19 protein-coding genes and 1 riboswitch are annotated in these 24035 nt (G+C 62.5%); of the genes, 12 read left to right on the top strand and 7 right to left on the bottom strand.

Annotated elements, in window-relative coordinates:
- Nucleotides 1-29 precede the first annotated feature (29 nt).
- Nucleotides 30-695 carry an SDR family NAD(P)-dependent oxidoreductase gene (locus tag IV89_RS14825; RefSeq protein WP_037944897.1) on the top strand — a complete coding sequence of 222 codons (666 nt, stop codon included), beginning with the start codon at nt 30-32 and terminating at the stop codon, nt 693-695.
- Nucleotides 689-2218, top strand: a complete 1530-nt coding sequence (locus tag IV89_RS14820; protein WP_037943175.1) for a cryptochrome/photolyase family protein — start codon at nt 689-691, stop codon at nt 2216-2218. The genes IV89_RS14825 and IV89_RS14820 overlap by 7 nt, the downstream gene beginning before the upstream one ends.
- Here IV89_RS14820 and IV89_RS14815 read toward each other — a convergent pair.
- The gene (locus tag IV89_RS14815) at nt 2215-3738 is read right to left on the bottom strand and encodes a 2-isopropylmalate synthase (RefSeq protein ID WP_037943177.1); all 1524 of its coding nucleotides are present in this window, start codon (nt 3736-3738) and stop codon (nt 2215-2217) included. The two genes, IV89_RS14820 and IV89_RS14815, sit on opposite strands and share 4 nt — an antisense overlap.
- A 173-nt stretch (nt 3739-3911) precedes the next feature.
- Here IV89_RS14815 and IV89_RS14810 point away from each other — a divergent pair, with 173 nt between their 5' ends.
- From IV89_RS14810 to IV89_RS14800, 3 genes are all read left to right on the top strand, one after another.
- Nucleotides 3912-5570, top strand: a complete 1659-nt coding sequence (locus IV89_RS14810; RefSeq protein WP_037943178.1) for an NAD+ synthase — start codon at nt 3912-3914, stop codon at nt 5568-5570.
- 77 nt (nt 5571-5647) lie between these two features.
- Nucleotides 5648-6973 carry a glutamate--tRNA ligase gene (gene gltX, locus IV89_RS14805; RefSeq protein WP_037943180.1) on the top strand — a complete coding sequence of 442 codons (1326 nt, stop codon included), beginning with the start codon at nt 5648-5650 and terminating at the stop codon, nt 6971-6973.
- Between the two features lie 96 nt (nt 6974-7069).
- Nucleotides 7070-8467, top strand: a complete 1398-nt coding sequence (locus tag IV89_RS14800) for an MATE family efflux transporter (RefSeq protein ID WP_037943181.1) — start codon at nt 7070-7072, stop codon at nt 8465-8467.
- On the opposite strand, the gene IV89_RS14795 is transcribed toward IV89_RS14800, so the two are convergent.
- Entirely contained in the window at nt 8447-9001 is a 555-nt protein-coding gene (locus IV89_RS14795) for a gamma-glutamylcyclotransferase family protein (protein ID WP_037944899.1), read from the bottom strand. The genes IV89_RS14800 and IV89_RS14795 overlap by 21 nt on opposite strands.
- Before the next feature lie 152 nt (nt 9002-9153).
- A riboswitch (glycine riboswitch) is annotated at nt 9154-9240 on the top strand.
- A 153-nt stretch (nt 9241-9393) separates the two neighbouring features.
- Between IV89_RS14795 and gcvT the strand changes: the two genes are divergently transcribed.
- The 3 genes from gcvT to gcvP all read left to right on the top strand — a co-directional run bounded on the left by gcvT (nt 9394) and on the right by gcvP (nt 13808).
- Nucleotides 9394-10518 carry a glycine cleavage system aminomethyltransferase GcvT gene (gcvT, locus tag IV89_RS14790; RefSeq protein WP_037943182.1) on the top strand — a complete coding sequence of 375 codons (1125 nt, stop codon included), beginning with the start codon at nt 9394-9396 and terminating at the stop codon, nt 10516-10518.
- 19 nt (nt 10519-10537) lie between these two features.
- Nucleotides 10538-10897: a glycine cleavage system protein GcvH gene (gcvH, locus tag IV89_RS14785; RefSeq protein ID WP_037943184.1), complete on the top strand. Its 360-nt coding sequence runs from the start codon at nt 10538-10540 to the stop codon at nt 10895-10897.
- A 67-nt stretch (nt 10898-10964) separates the two neighbouring features.
- Entirely contained in the window at nt 10965-13808 is a 2844-nt protein-coding gene (gene gcvP, locus IV89_RS14780; RefSeq protein WP_005851357.1) for an aminomethyl-transferring glycine dehydrogenase, read from the top strand.
- 66 nt (nt 13809-13874) lie between these two features.
- Here gcvP and IV89_RS14775 read toward each other — a convergent pair whose 3' ends face one another.
- From IV89_RS14775 to IV89_RS14765, 3 genes are read right to left on the bottom strand one after another with little or no spacing between them, the layout of a single operon-like run.
- Nucleotides 13875-14750 carry an inositol monophosphatase gene (locus IV89_RS14775; protein ID WP_037943186.1) on the bottom strand — a complete coding sequence of 292 codons (876 nt, stop codon included), beginning with the start codon at nt 14748-14750 and terminating at the stop codon, nt 13875-13877.
- A gap of 33 nt (nt 14751-14783) precedes the next feature.
- The gene (locus IV89_RS14770; RefSeq protein ID WP_037943188.1) at nt 14784-17312 is read right to left on the bottom strand and encodes an FtsX-like permease family protein; all 2529 of its coding nucleotides are present in this window, start codon (nt 17310-17312) and stop codon (nt 14784-14786) included.
- Nucleotides 17309-17992: an ATP-binding cassette domain-containing protein gene (locus tag IV89_RS14765; RefSeq protein ID WP_009825994.1), complete on the bottom strand. Its 684-nt coding sequence runs from the start codon at nt 17990-17992 to the stop codon at nt 17309-17311. The genes IV89_RS14770 and IV89_RS14765 overlap by 4 nt, the downstream gene beginning before the upstream one ends.
- 48 nt (nt 17993-18040) lie before the next feature.
- Between IV89_RS14765 and IV89_RS14760 the strand changes: the two genes are divergently transcribed.
- Nucleotides 18041-18691 carry an arylesterase gene (locus IV89_RS14760; protein WP_005851366.1) on the top strand — a complete coding sequence of 217 codons (651 nt, stop codon included), beginning with the start codon at nt 18041-18043 and terminating at the stop codon, nt 18689-18691.
- Between the two features lie 66 nt (nt 18692-18757).
- On the opposite strand, the gene IV89_RS14755 is transcribed toward IV89_RS14760, so the two are convergent.
- The gene (locus tag IV89_RS14755; RefSeq protein WP_005851368.1) at nt 18758-18964 is read right to left on the bottom strand and encodes a cold-shock protein; all 207 of its coding nucleotides are present in this window, start codon (nt 18962-18964) and stop codon (nt 18758-18760) included.
- A 284-nt stretch (nt 18965-19248) separates the two neighbouring features.
- Here IV89_RS14755 and IV89_RS14750 point away from each other — a divergent pair, with 284 nt between their 5' ends.
- Nucleotides 19249-20571: an NAD(P)-dependent oxidoreductase gene (locus IV89_RS14750; RefSeq protein WP_037943191.1), complete on the top strand. Its 1323-nt coding sequence runs from the start codon at nt 19249-19251 to the stop codon at nt 20569-20571.
- A 20-nt stretch (nt 20572-20591) separates the two neighbouring features.
- On the top strand, nt 20592-21896 hold the full coding sequence (preA, locus tag IV89_RS14745; RefSeq protein WP_037943192.1) for an NAD-dependent dihydropyrimidine dehydrogenase subunit PreA: 1305 nt from the start codon (nt 20592-20594) through the stop codon (nt 21894-21896).
- Nucleotides 21897-21911: 15 nt separating this feature from the next.
- Here the strand turns inward: preA and IV89_RS14740 are convergent, their stop codons facing one another.
- Complete coding sequence (locus IV89_RS14740) at nt 21912-22547, bottom strand: TetR family transcriptional regulator C-terminal domain-containing protein (protein WP_009825997.1); 636 nt, start codon at nt 22545-22547, stop codon at nt 21912-21914.
- 169 nt (nt 22548-22716) lie between these two features.
- Here IV89_RS14740 and IV89_RS14735 point away from each other — a divergent pair, with 169 nt between their 5' ends.
- Nucleotides 22717-23967 carry a Zn-dependent hydrolase gene (locus IV89_RS14735; protein WP_005851376.1) on the top strand — a complete coding sequence of 417 codons (1251 nt, stop codon included), beginning with the start codon at nt 22717-22719 and terminating at the stop codon, nt 23965-23967.
- Nucleotides 23968-24035 lie beyond the last annotated feature (68 nt).

The raw sequence follows: 24035 nt of genomic DNA, 5'->3' as shown, positions 1-24035 counted from the left end.
GGGGGCTGTTTTCCGCTACCTCCCCTTGCATGAAACAGGTTTTGATCATCGGGGCGTCCGGCGGTGTGGGTGCCGCCTTGGCCGCCGCTTACGAGGGGCGTGGCGATGCGGTCACGCGGCTGTCACGGTCGGTGGACGGGTTGGACATCACGGACGAACGCAGTGTGGACCAGCACTTGACCGCGCTGAACGGGCCGTTTGATGTGGTGCTGGTGGCTACAGGCGCGCTCGAGATTGACGGTGCCGCACCGGAAAAGACCATCAAGTCCATCAGCCAAAAGGCGATGTTGGACCAATTCGCGTTGAATGCCGTGGGTCCTGCGCTGGTGCTGCGCCACGCAGGCGACCTGCTGCGGCGGGACGCGCCTTGCGTCTTTGCCGTATTCTCGGCGCGGGTGGGGTCGATCGGTGACAACCGGATCGGCGGCTGGATCAGCTACCGCAGCGCCAAGGCGGCGGTGAACCAGATCGTGCACACGGCCGCGATCGAACTGGCGCGCAGTCACAAGAGCAGTATCTGCGTCGCCCTGCACCCCGGCACGGTCAAGACCGCCTTTACCGCGAAATACCTTGCCCGCCATCCCGCTGTCGCACCGTCGGAGGCGGCGGAAAATCTGCTGGCTGTGATCGACGGGCTGACACCTGCGGACACAGGGCAGTTCTTTGACTGGGCCGGAAAGCCGGTGCCATGGTAGGGCGCTTGGTGCTGGTTCTGGGCGACCAGCTGACAGAAACGCTTAGCGCTTTGGCGCAGGCGGATAAGGCACGCGATACGGTCGTGATGGCCGAGGTCGCGGACGAGGCGGCTTATGTCCGGCATCACCCCAAGAAAATCGCCCTGATCTTTGCCGCGATGCGCAAGTTTGCCCATGCGTTGGAACAGGACGGCTGGAAAGTCGTCTATACGCAACTGGACGATACGGATAACGCGGGTTCTATCGTGGGGGAATTGCTGCGTCGCGCAGCGCAGACGGGGGCAAGCGAGGTGCTGGCGACAGAGCCGGGGGAGTGGCGCTTGATCGACAAGCTGAAATACGCCCCGCTGAAGGTGCATCTGCTGCCCGACGACCGCTTTCTTGCCACTCATGCAGAATTCGAGGCATGGGCCGAAGGCCGCAAAGCGTTGCGGATGGAGTATTTCTACCGCGAAATGCGCGGCAAGACCGGCCTGCTGATGGAAGGGGACCAACCCGCTGGCGGCAAGTGGAACTTTGACCACGACAACCGCAAAGCCGCGCCCGAAGATGTCACCGTAGATGGCCCCCTGCGGTTCGACCCCGATGCCACGACGCGCGAAGTGCTGGAGCTGGTTCAAGCGCGTTTCGGCGATAACTTCGGCGCGCTAGAGCCGTTCTGGTTCGCCACCACCCGCGCCGAGGCGCTGCAAGCGCTGGACCATTTCATCGCGAACGCCCTGCCGCGGTTTGGGGACTATCAAGACGCGATGCTGAACGAGAATGAATTCCTGTATCACGCGATCCTGTCGCCCTACCTCAACATCGGGTTGCTGAACGTGACCGAGATTTGCGAGGCCGCTGCCGACGCCTATGCCGCAGGTCATGCGCCGATCAACGCCGCCGAAGGGTTCATCCGGCAGATCATCGGCTGGCGCGAATATGTGCGGGGCATCTATTTCCTTGAAGGGCCGGACTATACCGCCCGCAATAATCTGGGGCACGACCGTGACCTGCCGTGGTTCTACTGGGGTGGCGAAACGCGGATGAACTGTGTGGCCAAGGCCGTGGGGCAGACCAGGACCCAAGCCTATGCGCATCATATCCAGCGGCTGATGGTGACGGGCAACTTTGCCCTGCTGGCGGGGATTGATCCGGCGCAGGTGCATGAATGGTATCTGGCGGTCTATGCCGACGCCTTTGAATGGGTAGAGGCCCCCAATACCATCGGCATGAGCCAATTCGCCGACGGCGGCGTCATCGCGTCCAAGCCCTATGTCTCGTCCGGGGCCTATATCAACCGTATGTCGGATCACTGCAAAAGCTGCCACTATTCAGTCAGCGCAAAGACGGGTGACACCGCTTGCCCGTTCAACCTGCTTTACTGGCACTTTCTGGACCGCCATCGTGACCGGTTCTCGAACAATCCGCGCATGGGCAATATGTACCGCACGTGGGACCGGATGGACGCCGACAAACGTAAGACAGTTCTGGCCGAAGGCGATGCCTTGCTCGCCCGTCTGGACGCGGGCGAGGTGATCTAGCCGTCGTTGCTTCCGGCCGCGTCCGTACTGTCGGCGGGTGCCTCTGACGGAGACTCGGCCTCTGCCGGGGCCTCATCCGTGGCGTCGGGCGTGGGTGCCGCCTGTGTATCCTCGTCAGGGGCTGTGCCTGCTTCTTGCAGCGCGCCGTTGACCCACTGGCCCGAGACTTCCTCGCCCGATTTATAGCGCATGGTGCCCTGACCCTGACGTTTGCCGCCTTCGAACGCGCCTTCGTAGATGTCGCCGTTGGGGTAGGTGGCGGTGCCGGTGCCTTCGATCTCTCCGCCGGACCACTGGCCGTCATAGGTGAAACCATCGGGCATGGTGATCTTGCCCGTGCCGTCGCGTAGCCCGTCGACAAAGCTGCCGGTGTAGACGGTGCCATCGGGATAGGTCGCGGTGCCCATGCCGTTGCGTTGGCCGTCTTTCCAGCTGCCGTCATACTTATAGCCGTCGGCATAGGTCATCACGCCCTGACCGTCGTTGCGCGCGTTCTTGAACCCGCCCTCGTAGACGATACCGTTGGGATAGGTCGCGCGGCCTTCGCCTTCGATCACGCCCGCGACCCATGATCCTTCATAGGTTGATCCGTCGGGATAGGTGATCTTGCCCTCCCCATCGGCCAGATCATCGCGGAAACTGCCTTCGTAGACAGAGCCGTCGGGGTAGGTCACCTTGCCCATGCCTTCGATCTGCCCGGCAACCCATGATCCGGTGTAGACATAGCCATCTGTGCCGGTGAACGTGCCCTGGCCCTCGCGGCGGTCGTCCTCGAAGCCGCCCTCGTAAGTGTCGCCATTGGCATAGGTCACCTTGCCCGTGCCCTGGCGCTGACCGGCGACCAGATCGCCTTCGTAGACATCGCCATTGGGTTGGGTCAGCGTGCCGGTGCCGTCGATCTGCCCGTCTTTCCACTGGCCGGTATAGGTCAGCCCGTCGGGCATGGTCAGCGTGCCCGTGCCATTGCGTTCGCCATCGGCGATGTCACCGTCATAGAGCGCGCCATCGGGATAGGTGATCTTGCCCACGCCCTGCTTGACGCCATCGACCCAGTCGCCCTGATATTCATACCCGCCGGGGGATTGCATGACGCCCTTGCCGTGGTGGTTCGCATTGCGGAACGACCCTTCGTAGCGCACCCCATTGGCATAAAGCGCGATGCCCTGACCGGTGATCGCACCGGCCTCCCATTCGCCCTCATAGGTGCCGCCATCGGCAAAGGTGATCTTGCCGAAACCGTCCGGTTTGCCCTTTTCAAAGTTGCCCTCGTAGACGGACCCGTTGGGGAAACGCGCGACGCCTTTGCCCTTGATCTCTCCGTCTACCCAGGCACCTTCGTATTCATAGCCGTTGGGCAGCGTATAGGTGCCGGTCCCGTGCTGTACGCCGTCCTTGAACGTCCCCTCATAGACGCCGCCATCGTCGTATTGCTTGCTTTGAACCTCGCCGTCCTGCGCAAGCGCGGGGAAGGGCAGTAGCCCAAGGCAAAGGATCAGCGGGGTCAGGGTCAATTTCGTCATACAGCAACTTTCAAAAGAGAGTGCGGCCAAGAGCGGCGGGCGAGTTTGTTAACGCTTAGCCTATTCAATGGCCTGCAAGGGGGCAATCGTCTTTTGACCGGCGGTGCGCCTTGGCCTTTCACTTGGCGCGTGATCTGCTACATCACTTGCGTAGATTATCGAAGGACCGCCCTATGACATCGCGTTTTCGCATCACGCTTGGCCAGTTGAACCCCACCGTCGGGGATCTGGCCGGAAACGCAGACCTCGCGCGGGAGGCCTGGGCGCAGGGCAAAGAGGCAGGGGCCAATCTGGTTGCTTTGCCCGAGATGTTCCTGGCCGGGTATAACGCGCAAGATCTGGTGATGAAGCAGGCGTTCCAGCTGGATGTGATGACCCACCTCGAAGCGCTGGCGGCTGAGTGTGCCGACGGGCCCGCGCTGGCCATCGGTGCGCCCTGGGTCGAAGGGGCCAAGCTCTATAACGCCTATCTGATCCTCAGAAACGGCAAGATCGCCAGCCGTGTGTTCAAGCACAACCTGCCGAACGAGACCGTGTTCGACGAGGTGCGCATTTTTGACAGCGCGCCTTTGGGTGGGCCGTACGCCGTTGGCGATACCCGCATCGGCAGCCCGATCTGCGAAGACGCATGGCACCCCGATGTGGCCGAAACGCTGGCCGAAACCGGGGCGGAGTTCCTGCTGGTGCCCAACGGATCGCCCTATTATCGCGGCAAATTCGAGACGCGGTTGAACCATATGGTCGCCCGCGTGGTCGAAACTGAACTGCCGCTGATCTACCTCAATATGGTGGGCGGTCAGGATGATCAGGTCTTTGACGGGGCGAGCTTTGCGCTGAACCCCGGCGGCAAGCTGGCGTTCCAGATGCCCGTCTTTGACGCGCAGATCGCGCATGTCGATCTTGAACAGACCCCCGAAGGCTGGCGCGTGGTCGAGGGCGAGAAGGCGCATATGCCGTCGGACCTTGAGCAGGATTACCGCGTCATGGTGCAGGGCTTGCGCGACTACATGGGCAAGACCGGGTTCAAGAAAGTGTTGCTGGGTCTGTCGGGCGGGATCGATTCGGCGATTGTGGCGACGATCGCTGTGGATGCGCTTGGCGCTGACAATGTGCGCTGTGTGATGCTGCCGTCCGAATATACCTCCCAAGCCTCGCTGGACGATGCTGAATCCGTCGCCAAGGCGCTAGGCTGCCGCTACGACTATGTGCCGATTGCGCAGGGCCGTGCCGCGATCACCGACACGCTGGCCCCGCTGTTTGACGGCACCACCCCAGACCTGACCGAGGAAAATATCCAGTCGCGCCTGCGCGGTTTGCTGTTGATGGCGGTCAGCAACAAGTTCGGCGAGATGCTGTTGACCACGGGCAACAAGTCAGAGGTGGCGGTGGGCTATGCCACGATCTATGGCGACATGGCGGGGGGCTATAACCCCATCAAGGATATGTATAAAACCCGCGTCTTCGACAGCTGCCGCTGGCGCAACGAGAACCACCGCGACTGGATGAAGGGCCCGGAGGGAGAGGTGATCGCGCCGCGCATCATCGACAAGCCGCCCTCGGCCGAGCTGCGCGAGGATCAGAAAGACAGCGACAGCCTGCCCGACTATCCCGATCTCGACGCGATGCTGACGATCCTTGTGGATGATGACGGGTCCATCGCCGATTGCGTGGCAGCGGGCTTTGACCGCGAGGTTGCCAAAAAGGTCGAACACCTGCTCTATATCAGTGAATACAAACGGTTCCAGTCCGCCCCCGGTCCGCGTTTGACCAAGGGCGCGTTCTGGTTGGACCGCCGCTATCCCATCGTGAACCGCTGGCGCGACCCCAGTTGACCGCGCGGGCGACGCTGCACGTTATCTAGACAATGGCGCCGCGCTGTGACAAGCCAGCGGCCAATCAGGAGAACCCAATGACCATCACCCGCTTCGCCCCGTCCCCGACCGGCTATATCCACGTAGGCAACCTGCGCACGGCGCTGATGAACTATCTGATCGCCCGCAAGAACGGCGGAGAGTTCATCCTGCGGATCGACGACACCGATCCGGTGCGCAGCAAGGAAGAATACGTCGACGGTCTGAAAGAAGACCTGACATGGCTCGGCCTGCATTGGGACCGCGTTGAGCGTCAGTCCGAACGGTTGGACAAATACCACGCCGCCGCGGACGAGCTGCGCAAGATCGGGCGGTTCTATGAAGCCTGGGAAACCCCGACCGAGCTGGACCTCAAGCGCAAGAAACAGCTGAACATGGGCAAGCCGCCGGTCTATGACCGCGCCGCGTTGAACCTGTCGGAGGCCGAAAAAGCCAAGCTGCGCGACGAACGCGGCCCCGGTGTGTGGCGTTTCAAGCTGGATCAGGAACGGATCGAGTGGAAAGACGGTATCCTGGGCGATATCTCGATCGATGCGGCGTCGGTGTCCGACCCTGTGTTGATCCGCGGCGACGGGCAGATCTTGTATACTCTGGCGTCCGTGGTCGATGATACCGAGATGGGCGTGACCAATGTCGTGCGCGGGTCCGACCATGTGACCAACACGGCGACACAAATCCAGATCATGCAAGCGCTTGGCGGCACTGTTCCGACCTTTGCGCACCATTCGCTGTTGACTGGCCCGCAGGGCGAAGCGCTGTCGAAACGTCTGGGTGTGCTGGCGCTGCGCGACCTGCGCGAACGCGGTGTGCATCCTTTTGCGCTGCTGTCGACAATGGCGCGCCTGGGCTCTTCGGACCCGATTGAACTGCGCACCGATATGGAGAGCCTGATCGACGGTTTCGACATTGAACGCTTCGGTTCAGCGCCGACCAAATTCGACGTCGAGGACCTGTTCCCCATGACCGGCCGCTATCTGCAGACCCTCCCGCTTGAGGCCGTCGCAAGCGACATCGCAGCCCTCGGTGTGCCCGAGGATAAAGCCGCGCTGTTCTGGCAGGTCACCCGCGAAAACATCACCACGCTGCACGATCTAAAAGGTTGGTGGCAGATGTTCAGTGAAGGCGCAGAGCCTGTGATCGCGGACGAGGATAAAGAATTCGTCGCCGAAGCCTTGGCGCTTCTGCCTGAGGGCGAGTTTGACGAAAGCACCTGGGGCACATGGACGGCCGCCGTGAAAGAGCAGACCGGCCGCAAGGGCAAGGGGCTGTTCATGCCGCTGCGTCTGGCACTGACTGGCAAACCCCACGGCCCCGACATGGGCGCGGTGCTGCCGTTGCTGCAAGTCGTGAAGGCACGCGGGTGAAACGCGCCGGGTTCACGGGCGCAAGTTCGGGAGCCTTCGGCGAGAGTTTATCTGGCAAAATGAAGCCGCTGTCGGCTGATATAGGGCGCGTCCATCATGGTTGATGGGCGCGCCAAATTTTTGTCGGGCAATCTGTTCGGGCATGTCGCCAATATGTCTTTGCTGGCCTCTGTCGGGCTGGTGGCCGTGTTTCTTGTCGATTTCGTCGACATGATTTTCATCTCTATGTTGGGCAAGGCAGAGCTGGCGGCGGCCATCGGCTATGCCGGTGCGATCCTGTTTTTCACCACCTCCTTCGGGATCGGGTTGGGCATCGCGGCGGGGGCCTTGGTCGCGCGGGCCTTGGGGCAGGACAACGCGCAGCTCGCGACAGAGAGGACGACCCATGCGCTGTGCTATGGCGCGGTCTTTGGCGTGATCTTTGCGCTTTGTGTGTTCCTGTCGCTGGATGTGCTGGTCGGCTGGGTTGGCGCAGGCGGTGAGACGGCGGCGCTGGCGGTGGATTTCTTGCAGATCGTCGTGCCGTCGGTGCCATTTCTGATGGTTGGTATGATGGGCAGCGCGATCCTGCGGGCCCATGGGGATGCGCGGCGGGCGATGATGGCGACGATCGCGGGGGGCATCGTGAATGCCATTCTCGATCCGATCCTGATCTTTACCTTTGATCTGGGCCTGACCGGTGCGGCCTGGGCGTCTTTTGTGGCGCGGGTGGTGATTGCCTATACTGCCCTGATGCCGATTGTGCGCTACTATGGCGGGATCGCGATACCGCGTCCCGCGGGGCTGTGGCGCGATCTGATGCCCGTGTTGTCTATCGCGGTGCCCGCCATTCTGACGCAGGTCGCCACGCCGGTGGGGCAGGCCTATGTCACCCGTGCAATGGCGGCCTATGGCGAGGATGCTGTCGCAGGCATGGCGATTGTCAGCCGCATGATGCCCGTTGCCTTTGCCGTGATCTTTGCCCTGTCGGGGGCGGTGGGGCCGATCATCGGGCAAAACTTTGGCGCGGGCGATCTGGGGCGGGTCAAGCGGACCTATGCCGCGGGGGTCAGCTTTGCCGCTTTGGTGATCGTCGTCATCTCGGCCGCGCTGTTTGCGTTCCGCGCGCCGCTGGCGGCGATGTTTGATGCGCAGGGGATCACCTTGACGTTGATCTATCTGTTCTGCGGGCCGCTATCCCTGGCGTTCTTTTTCAACGGCGTGTTGTTCGTGTCGAATGCGGCGTTCAACAATATGGGCCACCCCTATTATTCGACCGTGACCAACTGGGGCCGCAACACGCTGGGGATGATCCCGCTGGTCTGGGGTGGCAGCCTGCTGTTCGGGGCCCCCGGTGTGCTGATCGGGCAGGCGGCGGCGGGGGTGCTGTTCGGGGCGCTGGCCTGGGTGCTCGCGCGGCGGATGATCGCGCAAGGGGGGCAGCGCAAACGCGCGAAGCCCGAAGCTTTCGCCCGCGACGGGCGGTTGATGTCGCTACTGCACCTGCGCCGATAGGCGGGTCAGATGCTGGTCGACCAGCGCGGTTTCCTGCGCGGTAAGCTCTTGCGCGCGCGGGTATTTCGGCGCGGCGCGGTCGTTCAGGATCGGCGTATCCCAGCCCCGCGTCGTGTCAAAGAAACGCTGCACCCCGTCGATGCCATATTCGCGCAGGAACCCCTGCACCACCACATCAAGATAGCTGAGCAAGATGGTATGGTCGCCCGATGTCACATGGGTGTCTGTGGGCACGGAATAATGCGCCATATCGGGGGCCGGGATGATGTCATGCACCACCGCCCCGTTCGATCCGATGCGATCATAATTGGTTTCGCGCGTATCCAGCGCCACCCAGTCGGCACCGGGGACCGCCGCGATCAACCCGTCGATCACGGTGCCCTCTTCGGGCAGCACGCTCAGGAACACATGCGCGGCACCTTCGATGCGCACCCAAAGCCGGTGCCAGCCGCGAAGCTGCGCCGGACGGGCGTCTGGATAGGCGTGGGTATTGCGGTTTACGAGGCTGCCGTAGCCGAAGAAATATGGTGTCATGCGGGTGTTTTGGCGCCGCTGCGCGATGATGTCCACATCTTGCGCGCGCCGCACCCGACGTGCTGCCCAATATCGCGGCGCCGGATGAAAGTTTTCGCGCCGCCCTGTCAACTTTGCTTGACGCAGCGCCGCGTTCCGGCATAGCACTTGCCCACACCGTTACGGGAGAACTGGCGCAAGCCGGTGCCGAAGGAGCAACCGCCCCGGAAACTCTCAGGCCAAAGGACCGCAACGGGACCTAACAACTCTGGAGAGTGACGCGACAGCGTCCGCCGAAGGGATAACGATCTCAGGCGAAAGGACAGAGGGGGCATTTGACAGGCTGCATTCCCGCGGTCTGCTGGGTGCCAGTATGGTCGATGGCCTTCTGGATAGGGAAAGGCCGCGTGACCATGAGCGATTTGCAACAGACACCGCTATACGATCTTCATCTGGAACTGGGGGGCAAGATGGTGCCCTTTGCGGGCTATTCCATGCCTGTGCAATATCCGATGGGCGTGATGAAAGAGCACCTGCACACCCGCGCCGCGGCGGGCGTCTTTGACGTCAGCCACATGGGGCAGGTGATGGTGACCGGCCCGTCGTGGGACGCCGTGGCGCTGGCGTTCGAAACATTGGTGCCGATGAATGTGCTGGGGCTCGAAGACGGGCGGCAGCGCTATGGGTTTTTCACCAATGACGCCGGCGGGATCGAGGATGACCTGATGTTCGCGCGCCGTGGGGATGACCTGTTTGTTGTGGTCAACGCCGCCTGCAAGGATGCCGATATCGCACGCATGAAGGCGGCGTTGGAGCCAGAGATCACCGTGACCCCGATCACCGACCGCGCGCTGGTGGCGGTGCAGGGCCCTGCGGCGGGGGCGGCTGTGGCGTCGCTTGATGCCGCTGCGGACGGAATGCGGTTCATGGATTTCGGCACATTGACGCTTAACGGGGTAGAGGTCTGGGCCTCGCGGTCGGGCTATACCGGCGAGGATGGCTTCGAGATTTCGGTGCCGGAGGCCCACGCCGAAGCGCTGGTCCGCCGGCTACTGGAGGTCGAGGGTGTGGAACCCATCGGTCTGGGCGCGCGGGATTCGCTGCGGCTTGAGGCGGGCTTGTGTCTTTATGGCAATGACATCGACGCGGGCACCAATCCGGTAGAGGCCAGCCTGACCTGGGCGATCCAGAAAGCGCGCCGCGCCGGTGGTGAACGCGCGGGCGGCTACCCCGGTGCCGATGCCGTTCAGGCGGCGTTCGACGATGGTGTCGGCCGCAAGCGTGTCGGTCTGGCCCCCGAAGGCCGTGCGCCGATGCGCGACGGGACACCGCTGTTCGACGCCGCGACAGGGGGCACACAAGTGGGCGAGGTCACCTCGGGCAGTTTCGGGCCGACGGTAGGCGGGCCTGTCGCAATTGGCTATGTCAGTGAGGCGCAGGCGGGTATTGATACGATGCTGTGGGGCGAAGTCCGTGGCAAGCGTCTGCCGGTGACTGTGGCCAAGCTGCCCTTTGTTGCGGCGAATTTTAAAAGATAATCTAGCGAAGGATGAAAGAATGAAGTTTACCGAAGAGCACGAATGGCTGCGGGTTGAAGGCGACGAGATCGTCGTTGGCATCACCATTCACGCCGCTGAACAACTGGGCGACGTGGTGTTTGTCGAACTGCCCGACGAAGGCACGACCGTCAGCAAGGACGACGAGGTCGTCGTGATCGAATCCGTCAAGGCTGCGTCTGATATTTTGGCACCGATCGATGGAGAGATCATCGAGGTCAACAGCACGCTGTCCGATAACCCCGCGATGGTGAATGACGATCCGCAGGGCGATGCGTGGTTCTTCAAGATGAAGGCGTCCGATCCGAGCCAGATGGACGAGTTCATGGACGAAGCCGCCTATCAGAAGTTCATCGGGTAAATCCCGCTGCCCCCGTCGGAGCCTCCGGCGGGGATTTTTATACCATTTGGAAGAGGGGCCCCGCGCCATGGTTTTCAAACCGACCGAATATTTGCCGTATGATTTTGCCAATCGCAGACATATCGGGCCGTCCCCGGCAGAGATGTCGGACATGTTGAAAACCGTCGGCGCACAAAGCCTTGGCGCGTTGATCGATGACACGATGCCCGCGCAGATCCGCCAGAAAGAGCCGCTGGATTTCGGCAAGCCCATGTCAGAGCGCGAAGTGCTGGAATACATGCGCGTGGTGGCGGGCAAGAACAAGGTGCTCACCTCGTTGATCGGGCAGGGCTATCACGGCACGGTGACGCCGCCTGCGATCCAGCGCAATATTTTTGAAAACCCCGCATGGTACACGGCCTACACCCCCTACCAGCCCGAGATCAGCCAGGGGCGTCTTGAGGCATTGCTGAACTTCCAGACCATGGTCAGCGATCTGACCGGGCTTGAGGTCGCCAATGCGTCCCTGCTGGACGAGGCGACGGCCTGTGCCGAGGCGATGACCATGGCGATGCGCCTGTCGAAATCGAAGGCCAAGGCGTTCTTTGTCGACCGCGATTGCCACCCCCAGAACATCGCCGTGATCCAGACTCGGGCAGCCCCGCTGGATATCGAGGTGATCATCGGCGACCCTGACAAAATGGACGCGAGCGCTGTCTTCGGGGCGCTATTCCAGTACCCTGGCACCTACGGCCATGTGCGCGACTTTACCGACCATATGGCCGCGCTGCATGAGGCAGGTGCCTTGGGCGTCGTATCCGCTGATCCGATGGCGCTGACGTTGCTGAAAGAGCCAGGTGCCATGGGGGCCGATATCGCCGTCGGGTCCACCCAGCGGTTTGGCGTGCCCGAAGGCTATGGCGGTCCGCATGCGGCTTATATGGCATGCAAGGATGCCTATAAGCGCGCAATGCCGGGGCGGATTGTGGGCGTGTCAATCGATGCGCATGGCAACCGCGCCTACCGTCTGTCCCTGCAGACCCGCGAGCAGCACATCCGCCGCGAAAAGGCGACCTCCAACGTGTGCACGGCGCAGGCTTTGCTGGCGGTGATGGCGTCAATGTATGCGGTGTTCCACGGGCCCGAGGGGCTGAAGGCTATCGCGCAGCGCATCCATCGCAAGGCGGTGCGTCTGGCGAACGGGCTGGAGGAGGCCGGCTTTAAGGTCGATCCCAAATCCTTCTTCGACACGGTGACGGTTGATGTCGGCCCCTTGCAGGCCGCGGTCATGAAATCCGCAGTGGACGAAGGCATCAACCTGCGCCGCGTCGGTGAAACACGTGTCGGCATCACGCTGGACGAACGTACGGTGCCCGAGACGATCGAAGCCGTCTGGCGCGCCTTTGGCATCCGCCGCAGCGACGAGACATTCGAGGCGCAGTATCGGTTCCCCGATGATATGCTGCGTGAAAGCGCTTATCTCACTCATCCGATCTTCCACATGAACCGCGCGGAGACCGAGATGATGCGCTACATGCGCCGTCTGGCCGACCGCGATCTGGCGCTGGACCGCGCGATGATCCCGCTGGGGTCCTGCACGATGAAGCTGAACTCGGCTGCGGAGATGATGCCCGTCAGCTGGCGCGAGTTTTCGATGATCCACCCGTTTGTGCCGCAGGATCAGGCGCTTGGTTACAAGCATATGATCGACGACCTATCGGCCAAGCTGTGTGACATCACCGGGTATGACGCGATTTCCATGCAGCCGAATTCCGGCGCACAGGGGGAATATGCGGGTCTGCTGGCGATTGCGTCCTATCACCGTGCCAACGGGCAGGGGCATCGCAACATCTGCCTGATCCCCATGTCGGCCCATGGCACCAACCCCGCCAGCGCCAATATGGTCGGCTGGAAGGTGGTCGTGATCAAGACGGCGGCCAATGGTGACATCGACTTGGATGACTTCCGCGCCAAGGCGGAAAAGCACAGCGAGAACCTTGCCGGTTGCATGATCACCTATCCATCCACCCACGGCGTATTCGAGGAAACCGTGACCGAGGTGACCAAGATCACCCATGACCACGGTGGGCAGGTCTATATCGACGGGGCGAATATGAACGCGATGGTCGGTCTGGCGCGTCCGGGCGATGTGGGCGGGGATGTCAGCCACCTGAACCTGCACAAGACCTTCTGCATCCCGCATGGGGGCGGTGGCCCCGGCATGGGGCCGATTGGCGTGAAATCACATCTCATCCCCCATGTGCCCGGTCATCCGAACGGCGGTGAAGGCGCTGTTTCGGCGGCGCCCTACGGATCGCCATCGTTGCTGCCGATCTCGTGGTCATACTGCTTGATGATGGGGGGTGACGGGCTGACGCAGGCGACGCGGGTGGCGATCCTGAACGCCAACTACATTGCCAAGCGGCTCGAAGGGGCGTTCGAGGTGCTGTACAAAGGGCCGACGGGACGCGTTGCACATGAATGTATCTTTGACGTGCGCCCGTTCGAGGACAGCGCAGGCGTGACGGTGGATGACATTGCGAAACGTCTGATCGACGCCGGCTTCCATGCGCCAACGATGAGCTTCCCTGTCGCAGGCACGCTGATGGTGGAACCGACCGAGTCGGAAACCAAGGCCGAGCTGGACCGTTTCTGTGATGCGATGCTCGCGATCCGTGACGAGATCCGCGCGATTGAAAATGGCGATATGCCGCGCGAGAACAACGCGCTCAAGAACGCGCCGCACACGGTCGAGGATCTGGTCGGCGAGTGGGATCGTCCCTACACGCGCGAACAGGGCTGCTTCCCCCCCGGTGCGTTCCGCGTCGACAAATACTGGCCTCCGGTCAACCGTGTCGACAACGTGCATGGCGACCGCAACCTGATCTGCACCTGCCCCCCGATGGAGGAATACGCAGAGGCGGCTGAGTAAGCTGTTCCCTATATATGTGATCGAACGGGCGCGGGGGAAACCTCGCGCCCGTTTTGCATTGGGGGCTCAATCGTCGGCGAGGAAGGCAAAGACCTTGCGCAGGCGGTTCCATGTGGTTTTGTCCGGTGTCACCAGAATATGCCCTGTGCGCAGCGTCGCGTCATAGGGGCCGCCCGACAGCATCTCGACATGGGCACCGGCTTGGGCGCAGATCAACGCGCCGGCTGCATGGTCCCACGGGTGCAGCGTCCCGCTGAGCACGAAATCGGCGTGCCCTTGGGCGACAGTACGGTATTCATGCGCCGAGCAACGTAGCGAGTTCACCTTGGCAAAGCTGGGCAATGTGGCCGCGACTTTGCCCCGCAGGTCTTTGCTGAAGTTCCCCAGCGGAACGAAACCGCTGAGGTCCTCGATCTGTTTGCCCATGCTGACCCGCAGCGGGCGCGACTGCCCAAGGGCGCGTTCAAAGCGCGGGGTGCTGGTGTCATCGCTGATCACCCAGTCGTCATTGACCGGGTCATAGATGACGCCGAAGGCCGGTTTGCCAAAGCGCGTGACCGCAAGGATCATGCCGAAGGTCGATAGCCCGTGGGCGAAATTCGATGTGCCGTCGATGGGATCAAGGATAAAGGCCAGCGGGGCTTCAGCGATCTTGTCCTGCAGGGCGGGGTCGGCCGATACCGCCTCTTCGCCGATGATCAGCGCATCCGGATAGGCCGTGGCGAGGGCGCGGGTGATCATTGCCTCGGCAGCCAGATCGGCAGCGGTCACCAGATCATGGGGGCCGGATTTGGTGTCGATGTCAGCGGGGGCGAGGTTGCGGAAACGCGGCAGCACCTCGGCCCGTGCGGCACGGCGCAGGACGTTCACCACATGCGTTTGCTGGGCTGCCGTCAGAACGGGTGGCAGGGGGGCGGGCAGTGTCTGGGTGGTCTGCGTCATTGTTATATCCCTCTTTCGGTCTATCGGTTCCATCTATTCGCGGGCGCGCAGCACCTGTGCGGGTCTGGCGTTCAAGGCTTTGATCGCAAAGCCAAGCGACGCAAGGATCGACGCCAGCGCGCCACCGGTGACGATCAACAGCGCCGAAGGCCATACCACGGCAAAGCTGGTGTCCATCACAAAGCGGCTCACGGCCCATCCGCCCAAGATACCTGCCAGCAGGGCAACGGCACCGGCGAAGAGCCCCAGCAGAGCGGCACGCATCAGAAAGCTGGCGGCGATGCTGCGGCGCGAGGCCCCCAGCGTTTTCAGCAAGGCGGCTTCATAGCGACGGGCATCCGCCCCGGCGGCGGCTGCCCCGATCAATACCAGAAAGCCGGTCAGAAGAGTAGCCGCCGCGCCGTAGGATGTCGCCGCAGCCAACCCGCTAAGCACCGCCGCTACGCGGTCGATTGCATCGCGCACGCGGATCGCGGTGATGTTGGGATAGGCGGTGGCCAGATCACGCAGGATAGGTGCTTCGGCCTCTGCATCGGCGTAGACGGTCGAGATATAGGTATGCGGCGCGCCGGTCAGGGCGGCGGGGTTCATGGTCAGGATAAACCCGATCCCCGCGGTCGAGAAGTCGACCTCTTGGAAGCTGGCGATGGTGCCGGTGATGTCGCGCCCCAGCACGTTGATGGTCAACGTATCGCCAAGCTCTAACCCGATCTCCTCGGCCTCTTCGGCGGCAAAGCTAATGAGCGGCGGGCCTGCGTAATCAGGCGCCCACCATTCGCCCGCGGTGATCACCGTGTCGTCATCGGGGGTCTCGGCATAGGTCAGCCCGCGGTCGCCGCGCACCACCCAGTGATCGCCCGCGACCTCTTTGGCGGGCCTGCCGTTGATTTGGGTCACGACGCCGCGCAGCATCGGCGCGCTGTCGATGCGGCGCACGGCGGGGTCATCGGTCAGCCGTTTGGTATAGCCGTCGATCTGGTCTTTCTGGATGTCGACAAAGAAATATGACGGGGCCACATCGGGCAGGTTGCCCGAGATCGCCTGCCGCAGGTTGCCGTCGATCTGCCCCACGGCGGCCAGCACCGACAGGCCGAGCCCCAGCGAGAGCACCACGGCCCCGGCACCTTCGCCGCTGCCGCCAATCGCGGCCAAGGCCCAACGCAGCCGCGGGCGCCCGCGTGCCAGAACCGCGGCGCGTTGTGCGAGAAACCGCACCAGCAGTGCCGCCAGCGTGAGGATCCCAAGCGCACCTGCGATTCCGCCCAAAGTCCAGAGCGTCAGCCACCAACTGCCGTTGAACCACCCCGCCAGCGCGACCAGCAGCGCCACAGTCATCACGATAATCGCCACATAGCGCGGTGCCGGAAAACGCGCGGCCCCGTCCCATGCATCGCGAAACAGGGTCGCCGCGCGGATATTCTCGCTGCGGGCCAGCGGCCACAGCGTGAAGGCAAAGGCGGTCAACAACCCGTAAATCGCCGCCTCGGCCAGCGGTGCCGGATAGATGGCAAAGGCCGCAGGGATCGGCAGCCGCGCAGAGATCAGCGGCGCAAAGACCAGCGGGGCCACCGCCCCAAGCACCACGCCGATGGCGACGCCCAGAAGCGATAGGGCACCAATCTGAATGAAATATGTCTGGAAGATCGTCGCGCGGTCTGCCCCTAGCGCGCGGAGCACGGCGATGACTTCGGTCTTGCCGGTGAGGTAAGATCGCACCGCAGCCGATACGCCCACACCGCCCACAGCCAGACCGGATAGACCCACGAGGATCAGAAACGCCGTCAACCGTTCGACAAAGCGCGACACCCCCGGTGCCCCGTTGCGCGCATCGGTCCAGCGCATCCCGCTGTTTTCGAACCGCGCACGGGCGGCAGAGCGCAGTTGATCAAGGTCGGTATCGGCAGGCAGCAGCATCCGGTATTTGGAGTTGAACAGCGTCCCTTCCGCCAGCAGGCCGGCCCCGTCCAGCGCCTCGGTCCGGAGCAGGGTACGCGGCCCAAGGGCAAAGCCGCTGGCGGCGCTGTCGGGTTCGCGCACGATCAGGGCGGAGAGGCGGAATTCCTTGACGCCAAGCTTGAAGGTGTCGCCGGGGGACAGGCCCAGACGGTCTGACAAGGCGCGCTCCATCACCGCGCCGGACAGGCCGTTTTCCAGCCCGAGCGCCTGCTCCAGCGGCATCGCCGGTTCCAGCACCATCTCGCCCACCAGCGGATAAAGATCATCGACCGCTTTCACCTGCGTCAGCGCACGGTCAGCGGCGGCCCCGTCACCCGCGACAGCCATGGACCGGAACTCGACAACCTCGGAGACGGCACTGGCTTGGCTTTCGATCCAGTCGCGTTCGGCATCGGTGGCGAAACGATAGGTGAAATCAATCTCGGCCGCGCCACCAAGCAGGGCCGCACCTTCGCGCTGCAAGCCACCCTCGATCGCAGAGCGGACAGAGCCGACGGCAGCGATTGCCGCGACGCCAAGGGCGAGGCAGGCCAGAAACAGACGGAAACCCCGCAGCCCCCCGCGCATCTCGCGGCGGGCAAAGCGGCCGGCCAGACGCAGGCTCATGCGCCCGTCCCGCTGACGATCCGCCCGTCGGTCAGGGTGACGATCCGATCACAGCGCGCGGCCAATTCATCGGCGTGGGTCACCAACACCAAAGTCGCGCCATGTTTTTCGCGCAGATCGAACAACAGCTCCATGATCGCGGCACCATTGGTACTGTCGAGGTTCCCTGTCGGCTCATCCGCCAAAAGGATCGCCGGACGCGGGGCAGAGGCGCGGGCCAAAGCAACCCGCTGCTGTTCGCCGCCCGACATCTGTGCGGGATAGTGGTTCAGCCGGTGCCCCAGACCCACCGCGTGCAATTCCGCCTCCGCCCGGTCAAAGGCGTCGGCGACGCCGTTCAGTTCCAGCGGGGTGGCGACGTTTTCCAGCGCGGTCATGGTGGGGATGAGGTGGAAGGACTGGAACACGATGCCCATCCGCCCGCGGCGAAATTTGGCCAGCCCGTCTTCGGACAGGGTGCTCAGGTCTTCGCCCAAGGCGCGCACCGATCCGCCGGTCGCACGCTCCAGCCCGCCCATGACCATCAGCAACGACGACTTGCCCGACCCCGACGGGCCGGTAAAGGCGACCGTCTCTCCTTGTGCGACGTCCAGGGTGATCCCATGTAGGATGTCGACCTTTCCGGCGTTGCCATTCAGTTTCAGGGATGCATCTTGAAGCTGGAACACCGGGTCGGTCATAGGGCTGCCTTTTGAAATACGGTCCCTGTTGGATATGGAGGTTCGACCATGATGCGCAAGGTTACGACGGCACTTGTTCTGGTATTATCAGGCCCCGCACTGGCGGAACCGCTTGTTATTGCAGCATTGGGCGACAGTCTGACGCAGGGCTACGGCCTGCCCGCCGAGGACGGGTTCGTGCCGCAGTTGCAAAACTGGCTGGATCAGAACGGTGCGGATGTGACGGTGATTAATGCAGGCGTGTCGGGTGACACGACCGCTGGCGGGTTGGCGCGGGTCGCCTGGACCATGACGCCCGAGGTCGATGGCATGATCGTGACCCTTGGCGGGAATGACCTGTTGCGCGGGATCGACCCCGCGGTCAGCCGCGCCAATCTGGATGGAATCATGAAGGCCGCCCAAGACGCCGAGGTAGAGGTGCTGCTGGTCGGCATGACCGCGCCGGGCAACTTTGGCCCTGAATATAAAACCGCCTTTGACAGCATCTATCCCGATCTGGCCGCGCAATATGACGCGAGCCTGATGGGCAGCTTCTTTGACGGCCTGTCCGACAATGGCGAGACGCCAGATCTGGCGCAGGCGCGCGGGTTTTTCCAGGCCGACGGGGTGCATCCGAACGCGCAAGGCGTCACGAGAATCGTTGATGCTTTGGGCCCGAAAGTGCTGACGCTGATCGATCAGATCAACGAAAACGAGTAGTTTTGCACAAAAAACGGGCACCGAAGCGCCCGTCGTCAAAAATATTACGAACCGGTTTTGGGCCGGTTAGGCCAATGCGATATTCGCGGCGCTTTCGCGGCCATCACGGCCCGCTTCTACGTCGAATGTCACCTTCTGGTTGTCGGCAAGCCCGGTCAGGCCAGCGCGTTCAACCGCCGAGATGTGAACAAAGATATCTTTGCCGCCACCATCAGGCGCGATAAAGCCGTATCCCTTTGTGGTATTGAACCATTTTACGGTGCCAGTCGCCATGCCCCGTTTCTCCTCGTGTTTGTCCTGCCCACATTATGCGGCAGCGTGGCTCGGTCAGAACTTGATCGCACCAGCGCCGGAGGGCTGAGGGGTCGAAAGTCTTTCGCGTCGCACCTCTGACTTTGGCGCCAAATAGGACAAAATCAAGAGTTTTTGCCCCGAAACGCGTAACCGGCGGGCATTTGCGCAAGAAATTTCACAGTTATGAAATAATTTTACCAGTTGATAAAAAAATCATTCCGTGGGAGCGTTTCAGCATAAATAGTGACAGCAGGGATAAAAAAATGTCGCAGAAAATCTTTGAACCGGGGGTGGCTGCCGGACGGCTGGACGCCGACGTCTATGCCGCGCAGTTTTCCGATTTGCACCCGCCACTGGATGTGCACGAAGCGCTTGTCGCGGCGGACCGATGCTACTTCTGTCACGACGCGCCGTGCATCACGGCCTGCCCGACGGATATCGATATTCCGCTCTTCATCCGGCAGATCGCCACGGGCACACCGGATGCCGCCGCCAAAACGATCCTGAGCCAGAATATCATGGGCGGCATGTGCGCCCGCGTTTGTCCGACCGAACAGCTTTGTGAACAGGCCTGTGTGCGCGAAGTGGCCGAGGGCAAGCCGGTCAAGATCGGCGAGCTTCAGCGCTATGCCACCGACCATCTGCAAGCACAGGGCGCACATCCGTTTGAACGCGCGGCCTTGACGGGCAAGCGCGTGGCCGTGGTCGGTGCAGGTCCGGCGGGGCTGTCTTGTGCGCACCGTTTGGCGATGATGGGGCATGATGTCACCGTCTTTGACGCGCGGCCCAAGCCCGGCGGTCTGAACGAATACGGGATCGCTACCTATAAGACACCCGACGGCTTCGCGCAGGCAGAGGTGGACTGGCTGCTTAAGATCGGCGGCATCACCGTGCAGAACAACGCAGCCCTTGGGGCGGCGATGACGCTGGACAGTTTGCGGGCCGACTATGACGCCGTGTTCCTTGGTATGGGCCTTGGCGGTGTGAACGCCTTGGGGGCCGAGGGCGAGGATAAGACCGGCGTGCTGGATGCGGTCGATTTTATCTCTCACCTGCGTCAGGCGAGCGATGTGGCTGCGGTCCCGATCGGTCGTGACGTGGTGGTGATCGGCGGCGGGATGACCGCGATCGATGCCGCCATTCAGGCGAAACTGCTGGGCGCGCTCAATGTGACGCTGGTCTATCGTCGCGGGCGCGACCGGATGAACGCCAGCGTGTTTGAACAGGATCTCGCGGCCTCCAAGGGCGTGCGGATCGTGACCCATGCCACGCCGGTCGCCGTGATCGGCAACGGTGCAGTGCGCGAGATCGAGTTCGAGTATGTGGATGACCAGATGCAGGGCACGGGTCAGACCCTGCGCCTCGCTGCGGATCAAGTGTTCAAGGCCATCGGCCAGACCCTTCAAGGTGACGCGCTGCCAACGCTGGAGGCGCGCAAGATCAAGGTGGATGGCACCGGACGCACCAGTGTCGACGGGGTCTGGGCCGGTGGCGATTGTGCGAGCGGCGGCGATGACCTGACCGTGACCGCTGTCGCCGAAGGGCGCGACGCGGCGATGGACATTCACATGGTATTGATGGGCTAAGCCCCTACAGGAGAACGCAAATGGCTGATCTAAGAAGCGACTTCGTGGGCATCAAAAGCCCCAACCCGTTCTGGCTGGCATCCGCGCCACCCACGGACAAGGAATACAACGTCCGCCGCGCCTACGAGGCAGGCTGGGGCGGTGTCGTGTGGAAGACCCTCGGCATGGAGGGCCCGCCCGTCGTCAATGTCAACGGCCCGCGCTACGGCGCGATCTGGGGCGCGGACCGGCGGCTGCTGGGGCTCAATAACATCGAATTGATCACTGACCGCCCGCTTGAAGTGAACCTGCGCGAGATGAAAGCGGTGAAACGGGATTACCCTGACCGCGCGCTGATCGCGTCGATCATGGTTCCGTGCGAGGAGGAAGCGTGGAAAGCGATCCTGCCGCATGTGGAGGAAACCTGTGCCGACGGGATCGAGCTGAACTTTGGCTGCCCACATGGCATGGCGGAACGCGGCATGGGATCGGCTGTGGGGCAGGTGCCGGAATACATCGAAATGGTCACCCGCTGGTGCAAGCAATACACGCGCATGCCGGTGATCGTGAAGCTGACGCCGAACATCACCAATGTGCTCTACCCCGCCGAGGCCGCCAAACGCGGCGGCGCGGATGCGGTGAGCCTGATCAACACGATCAACTCCATCACCTCGGTTGATCTGGACCTGTTTGCGCCCGAACCGATGATCGACGGAAAAGGCACCCACGGCGGCTATTGCGGGCCGGCGGTAAAGCCGATTGCCTTGAACATGGTGGCGGAAATCGCGCGCAACCCCGAGACGGCGGATATGCCGATCAGCGGCATCGGCGGCGTGACCACATGGCGCGACGCGGCAGAGTTTCTGGCCCTTGGCGCGGGCAATGTGCAGGTCTGCACGGCGGCGATGACCTATGGTTTCAAGGTTGTGCAAGAGATGATCTCGGGCCTGTCGGAATATATGGACGACAAGGGGATGACTTCGGTCGATCAACTGGTGCGCCGTGCGGTGCCGAATGTGACCGACTGGAACCAGCTGAACCTGAACTATGTCGCCAAGGCCAAAATCGATCAGGATCTGTGTATCTCCTGCGGGCGCTGCTTTGCCGCCTGCGAAGACACGTCGCATCAGGCGATTGCCATGTCCGAAGATCGCACCTTCAGCGTGATCGACGACGAATGCGTCGCCTGCAACCTCTGCGTCAATGTTTGCCCGGTCGAGGATTGTATCTCGATGGTGGAGCTGGCCCCCGGCACCACGGACCCGCGCACGGGCAAGCCCGTCGATCCGAATTACGCCAACTGGACGACGCATCCCAACAACCCGTCGGCAACGGCGGCCGAGTGACCCTTGCCCCCGCCGCTACTGTTGAGGCGCGGCGGGGGTCAGCAACGTCGAGAACATCAGTCGCAGATGGTCCGACGCCTGCTGGTGTTGATCGGCATCGCCGTCCAGCAGCAGCGCGACTTGCGGCGCGAAATCGGCATAGTGTTGCGTGGTCGACCAGATCGAGAAAATCAGATGGCGCGGGTCCATCCGCGCGATCTTTCCCGCCGCCATCCAATCGGAAATAACGGCGCATTTCTCGTCGAACAGCGGTTTCAGATCGCTTTGCAAACGCGGCTCCATATGGGGCGCACCGCGTAAAATTTCACCAGCAAACAAGCGGCTTTCACGGGGCAGATCCCGCGCCATATCCAGTTTGCGCTGCACATAATCCAACAGCTCTGTGCGCGGGTCACCATCGGCGTCCAGCTCGACCAGCGGGTCGAGCCATGTCTCCATCAGCTGGCTCAGCAGGGTCGTGTGGATTTCTTCCTTCCCGCTGAAATAATACAATATATTCGGTTTGCTCAGCCCCGCCTCGCTGGCGATCTGATCCAGCGTGGCGCCGCGAAACCCGTAGGTCGAAAACACATCAAGCGCCGCATCCAGGATCACACGGCGGTTGCGCCTTTGGATTCGGCTGGGCTTTTTCTTGGCGGTTGTCTCGGGCATGGCGCGTCCCCTTTCGGTGTAAGTGCCTGAAAATGCGGCGCCCCACTTCGGACGGGTGGCCCCAAGGGAAAGCATTTCTTGACAGACTTAACCCTAGCCGCAATCGTGGGTTTACCAAATGGTAAAAATTTACGCCTTGCACAAGGTAGAAAACGCAAAGGAAACCGCTATGGCCGCGCCCGGTGAAAACCTGAAGATCAACCCGGATCGTTTGTGGGACAGTCTGATGGAGATGGCCAAGATCGGCCCCGGTGTGGCGGGTGGCAACAACCGCCAGACGCTGACCGACGAAGACGCCGAAGGTCGCGCCCTGTTCCAGAAATGGTGCGAGGAGGCGGGCTGCACCATGGGCCTTGATACGATGGGCAACATGTTCGCGCAGCGCGATGGCACCGACCCCGATGCGCTGCCGGTCTACGTCGGGTCGCATCTGGATACGCAGCCCACGGGCGGCAAGTATGACGGCGTGCTGGGTGTGCTGGGTGGGCTGGAATTGCTGCGCACGATGAACGATCTGGGGATCAAGACGAAACACCCCGTGGTCGTGACCAACTGGACCAACGAAGAGGGCACCCGCTATGCCCCCGCGATGCTGTCGTCTGGCGTTTTTGCCGGCATCCACACGCAGGAATGGGCCTATGCCAAGACCGATGCCGAGGGCTTGCGCTTTGGCGACGAGCTCAAGCGGATCGGCTGGCAGGGCGACGAAGAGGTCGGCGCGCGCAAGATGCATGCGTTTTTCGAGCTGCACATCGAACAGGGCCCGATCCTGGAGGCCGAAGGCAAGGACATTGGCGTCGTGACCCACGGGCAGGGGCTGTCGTGGACCCAAGTCACCGTGACCGGCAAGGATGCGCATACCGGATCAACGCCGATGCCGATGCGCAAGAATGCGGGGCTTGGCATGGCGCGTATGCTTGAAGCGGTGGACCAGATCGCATGGTCCCACGCGCCGCATGCGGTGGGTGCCGCGGGGCATATCGAGGTTTACCCGAACTCGCGCAATGTGATCCCGGGGCAGGTGATCTTTACCGTCGATTTCCGGTCGCCCGATCTGAGCGTGATCGAGGATATGGAAAAGCGCCTGCGCGTCGAGGGTCAGAAGATCGCCGATGACATGGGGCTTGAGGTCGCTTTTGAAAAGGTCGGTGGCTTTGATCCTGTCGCCTTTGACGAAGGCTGCGTCTCGGCCATCCGTTCCGCGGCAGAGCGGTTGGGGTATAGCCATATGGACGTCATCTCGGGGGCGGGTCACGATGCCTGCTGGATCAACGGGGTGGCCCCGACCGCAATGGTCATGTGCCCCTGCGTGGATGGGCTGAGCCATAACGAGGCCGAAGAGATCACCAAGGAATGGGCCAAGGCCGGTGCCGATGTTTTGCTGCATGCGGTGCTGGAAACGGCAGAGATTGTGGGCTGAACCCGTCGGGGGCCTGAGCGGGCGCGCCCTGGGGGCCAGCCCCCAGACCCCCGGGATTTGGACCATTT

This window comes from Sulfitobacter sp. CB2047 (genome assembly GCF_000735125.2).
GTDB lineage: Bacteria > Pseudomonadota > Alphaproteobacteria > Rhodobacterales > Rhodobacteraceae > Sulfitobacter > Sulfitobacter pontiacus.
Note: the sequence above shows the minus strand (reverse complement) of the source record. Positions and strands in the feature narration are given on the sequence as shown.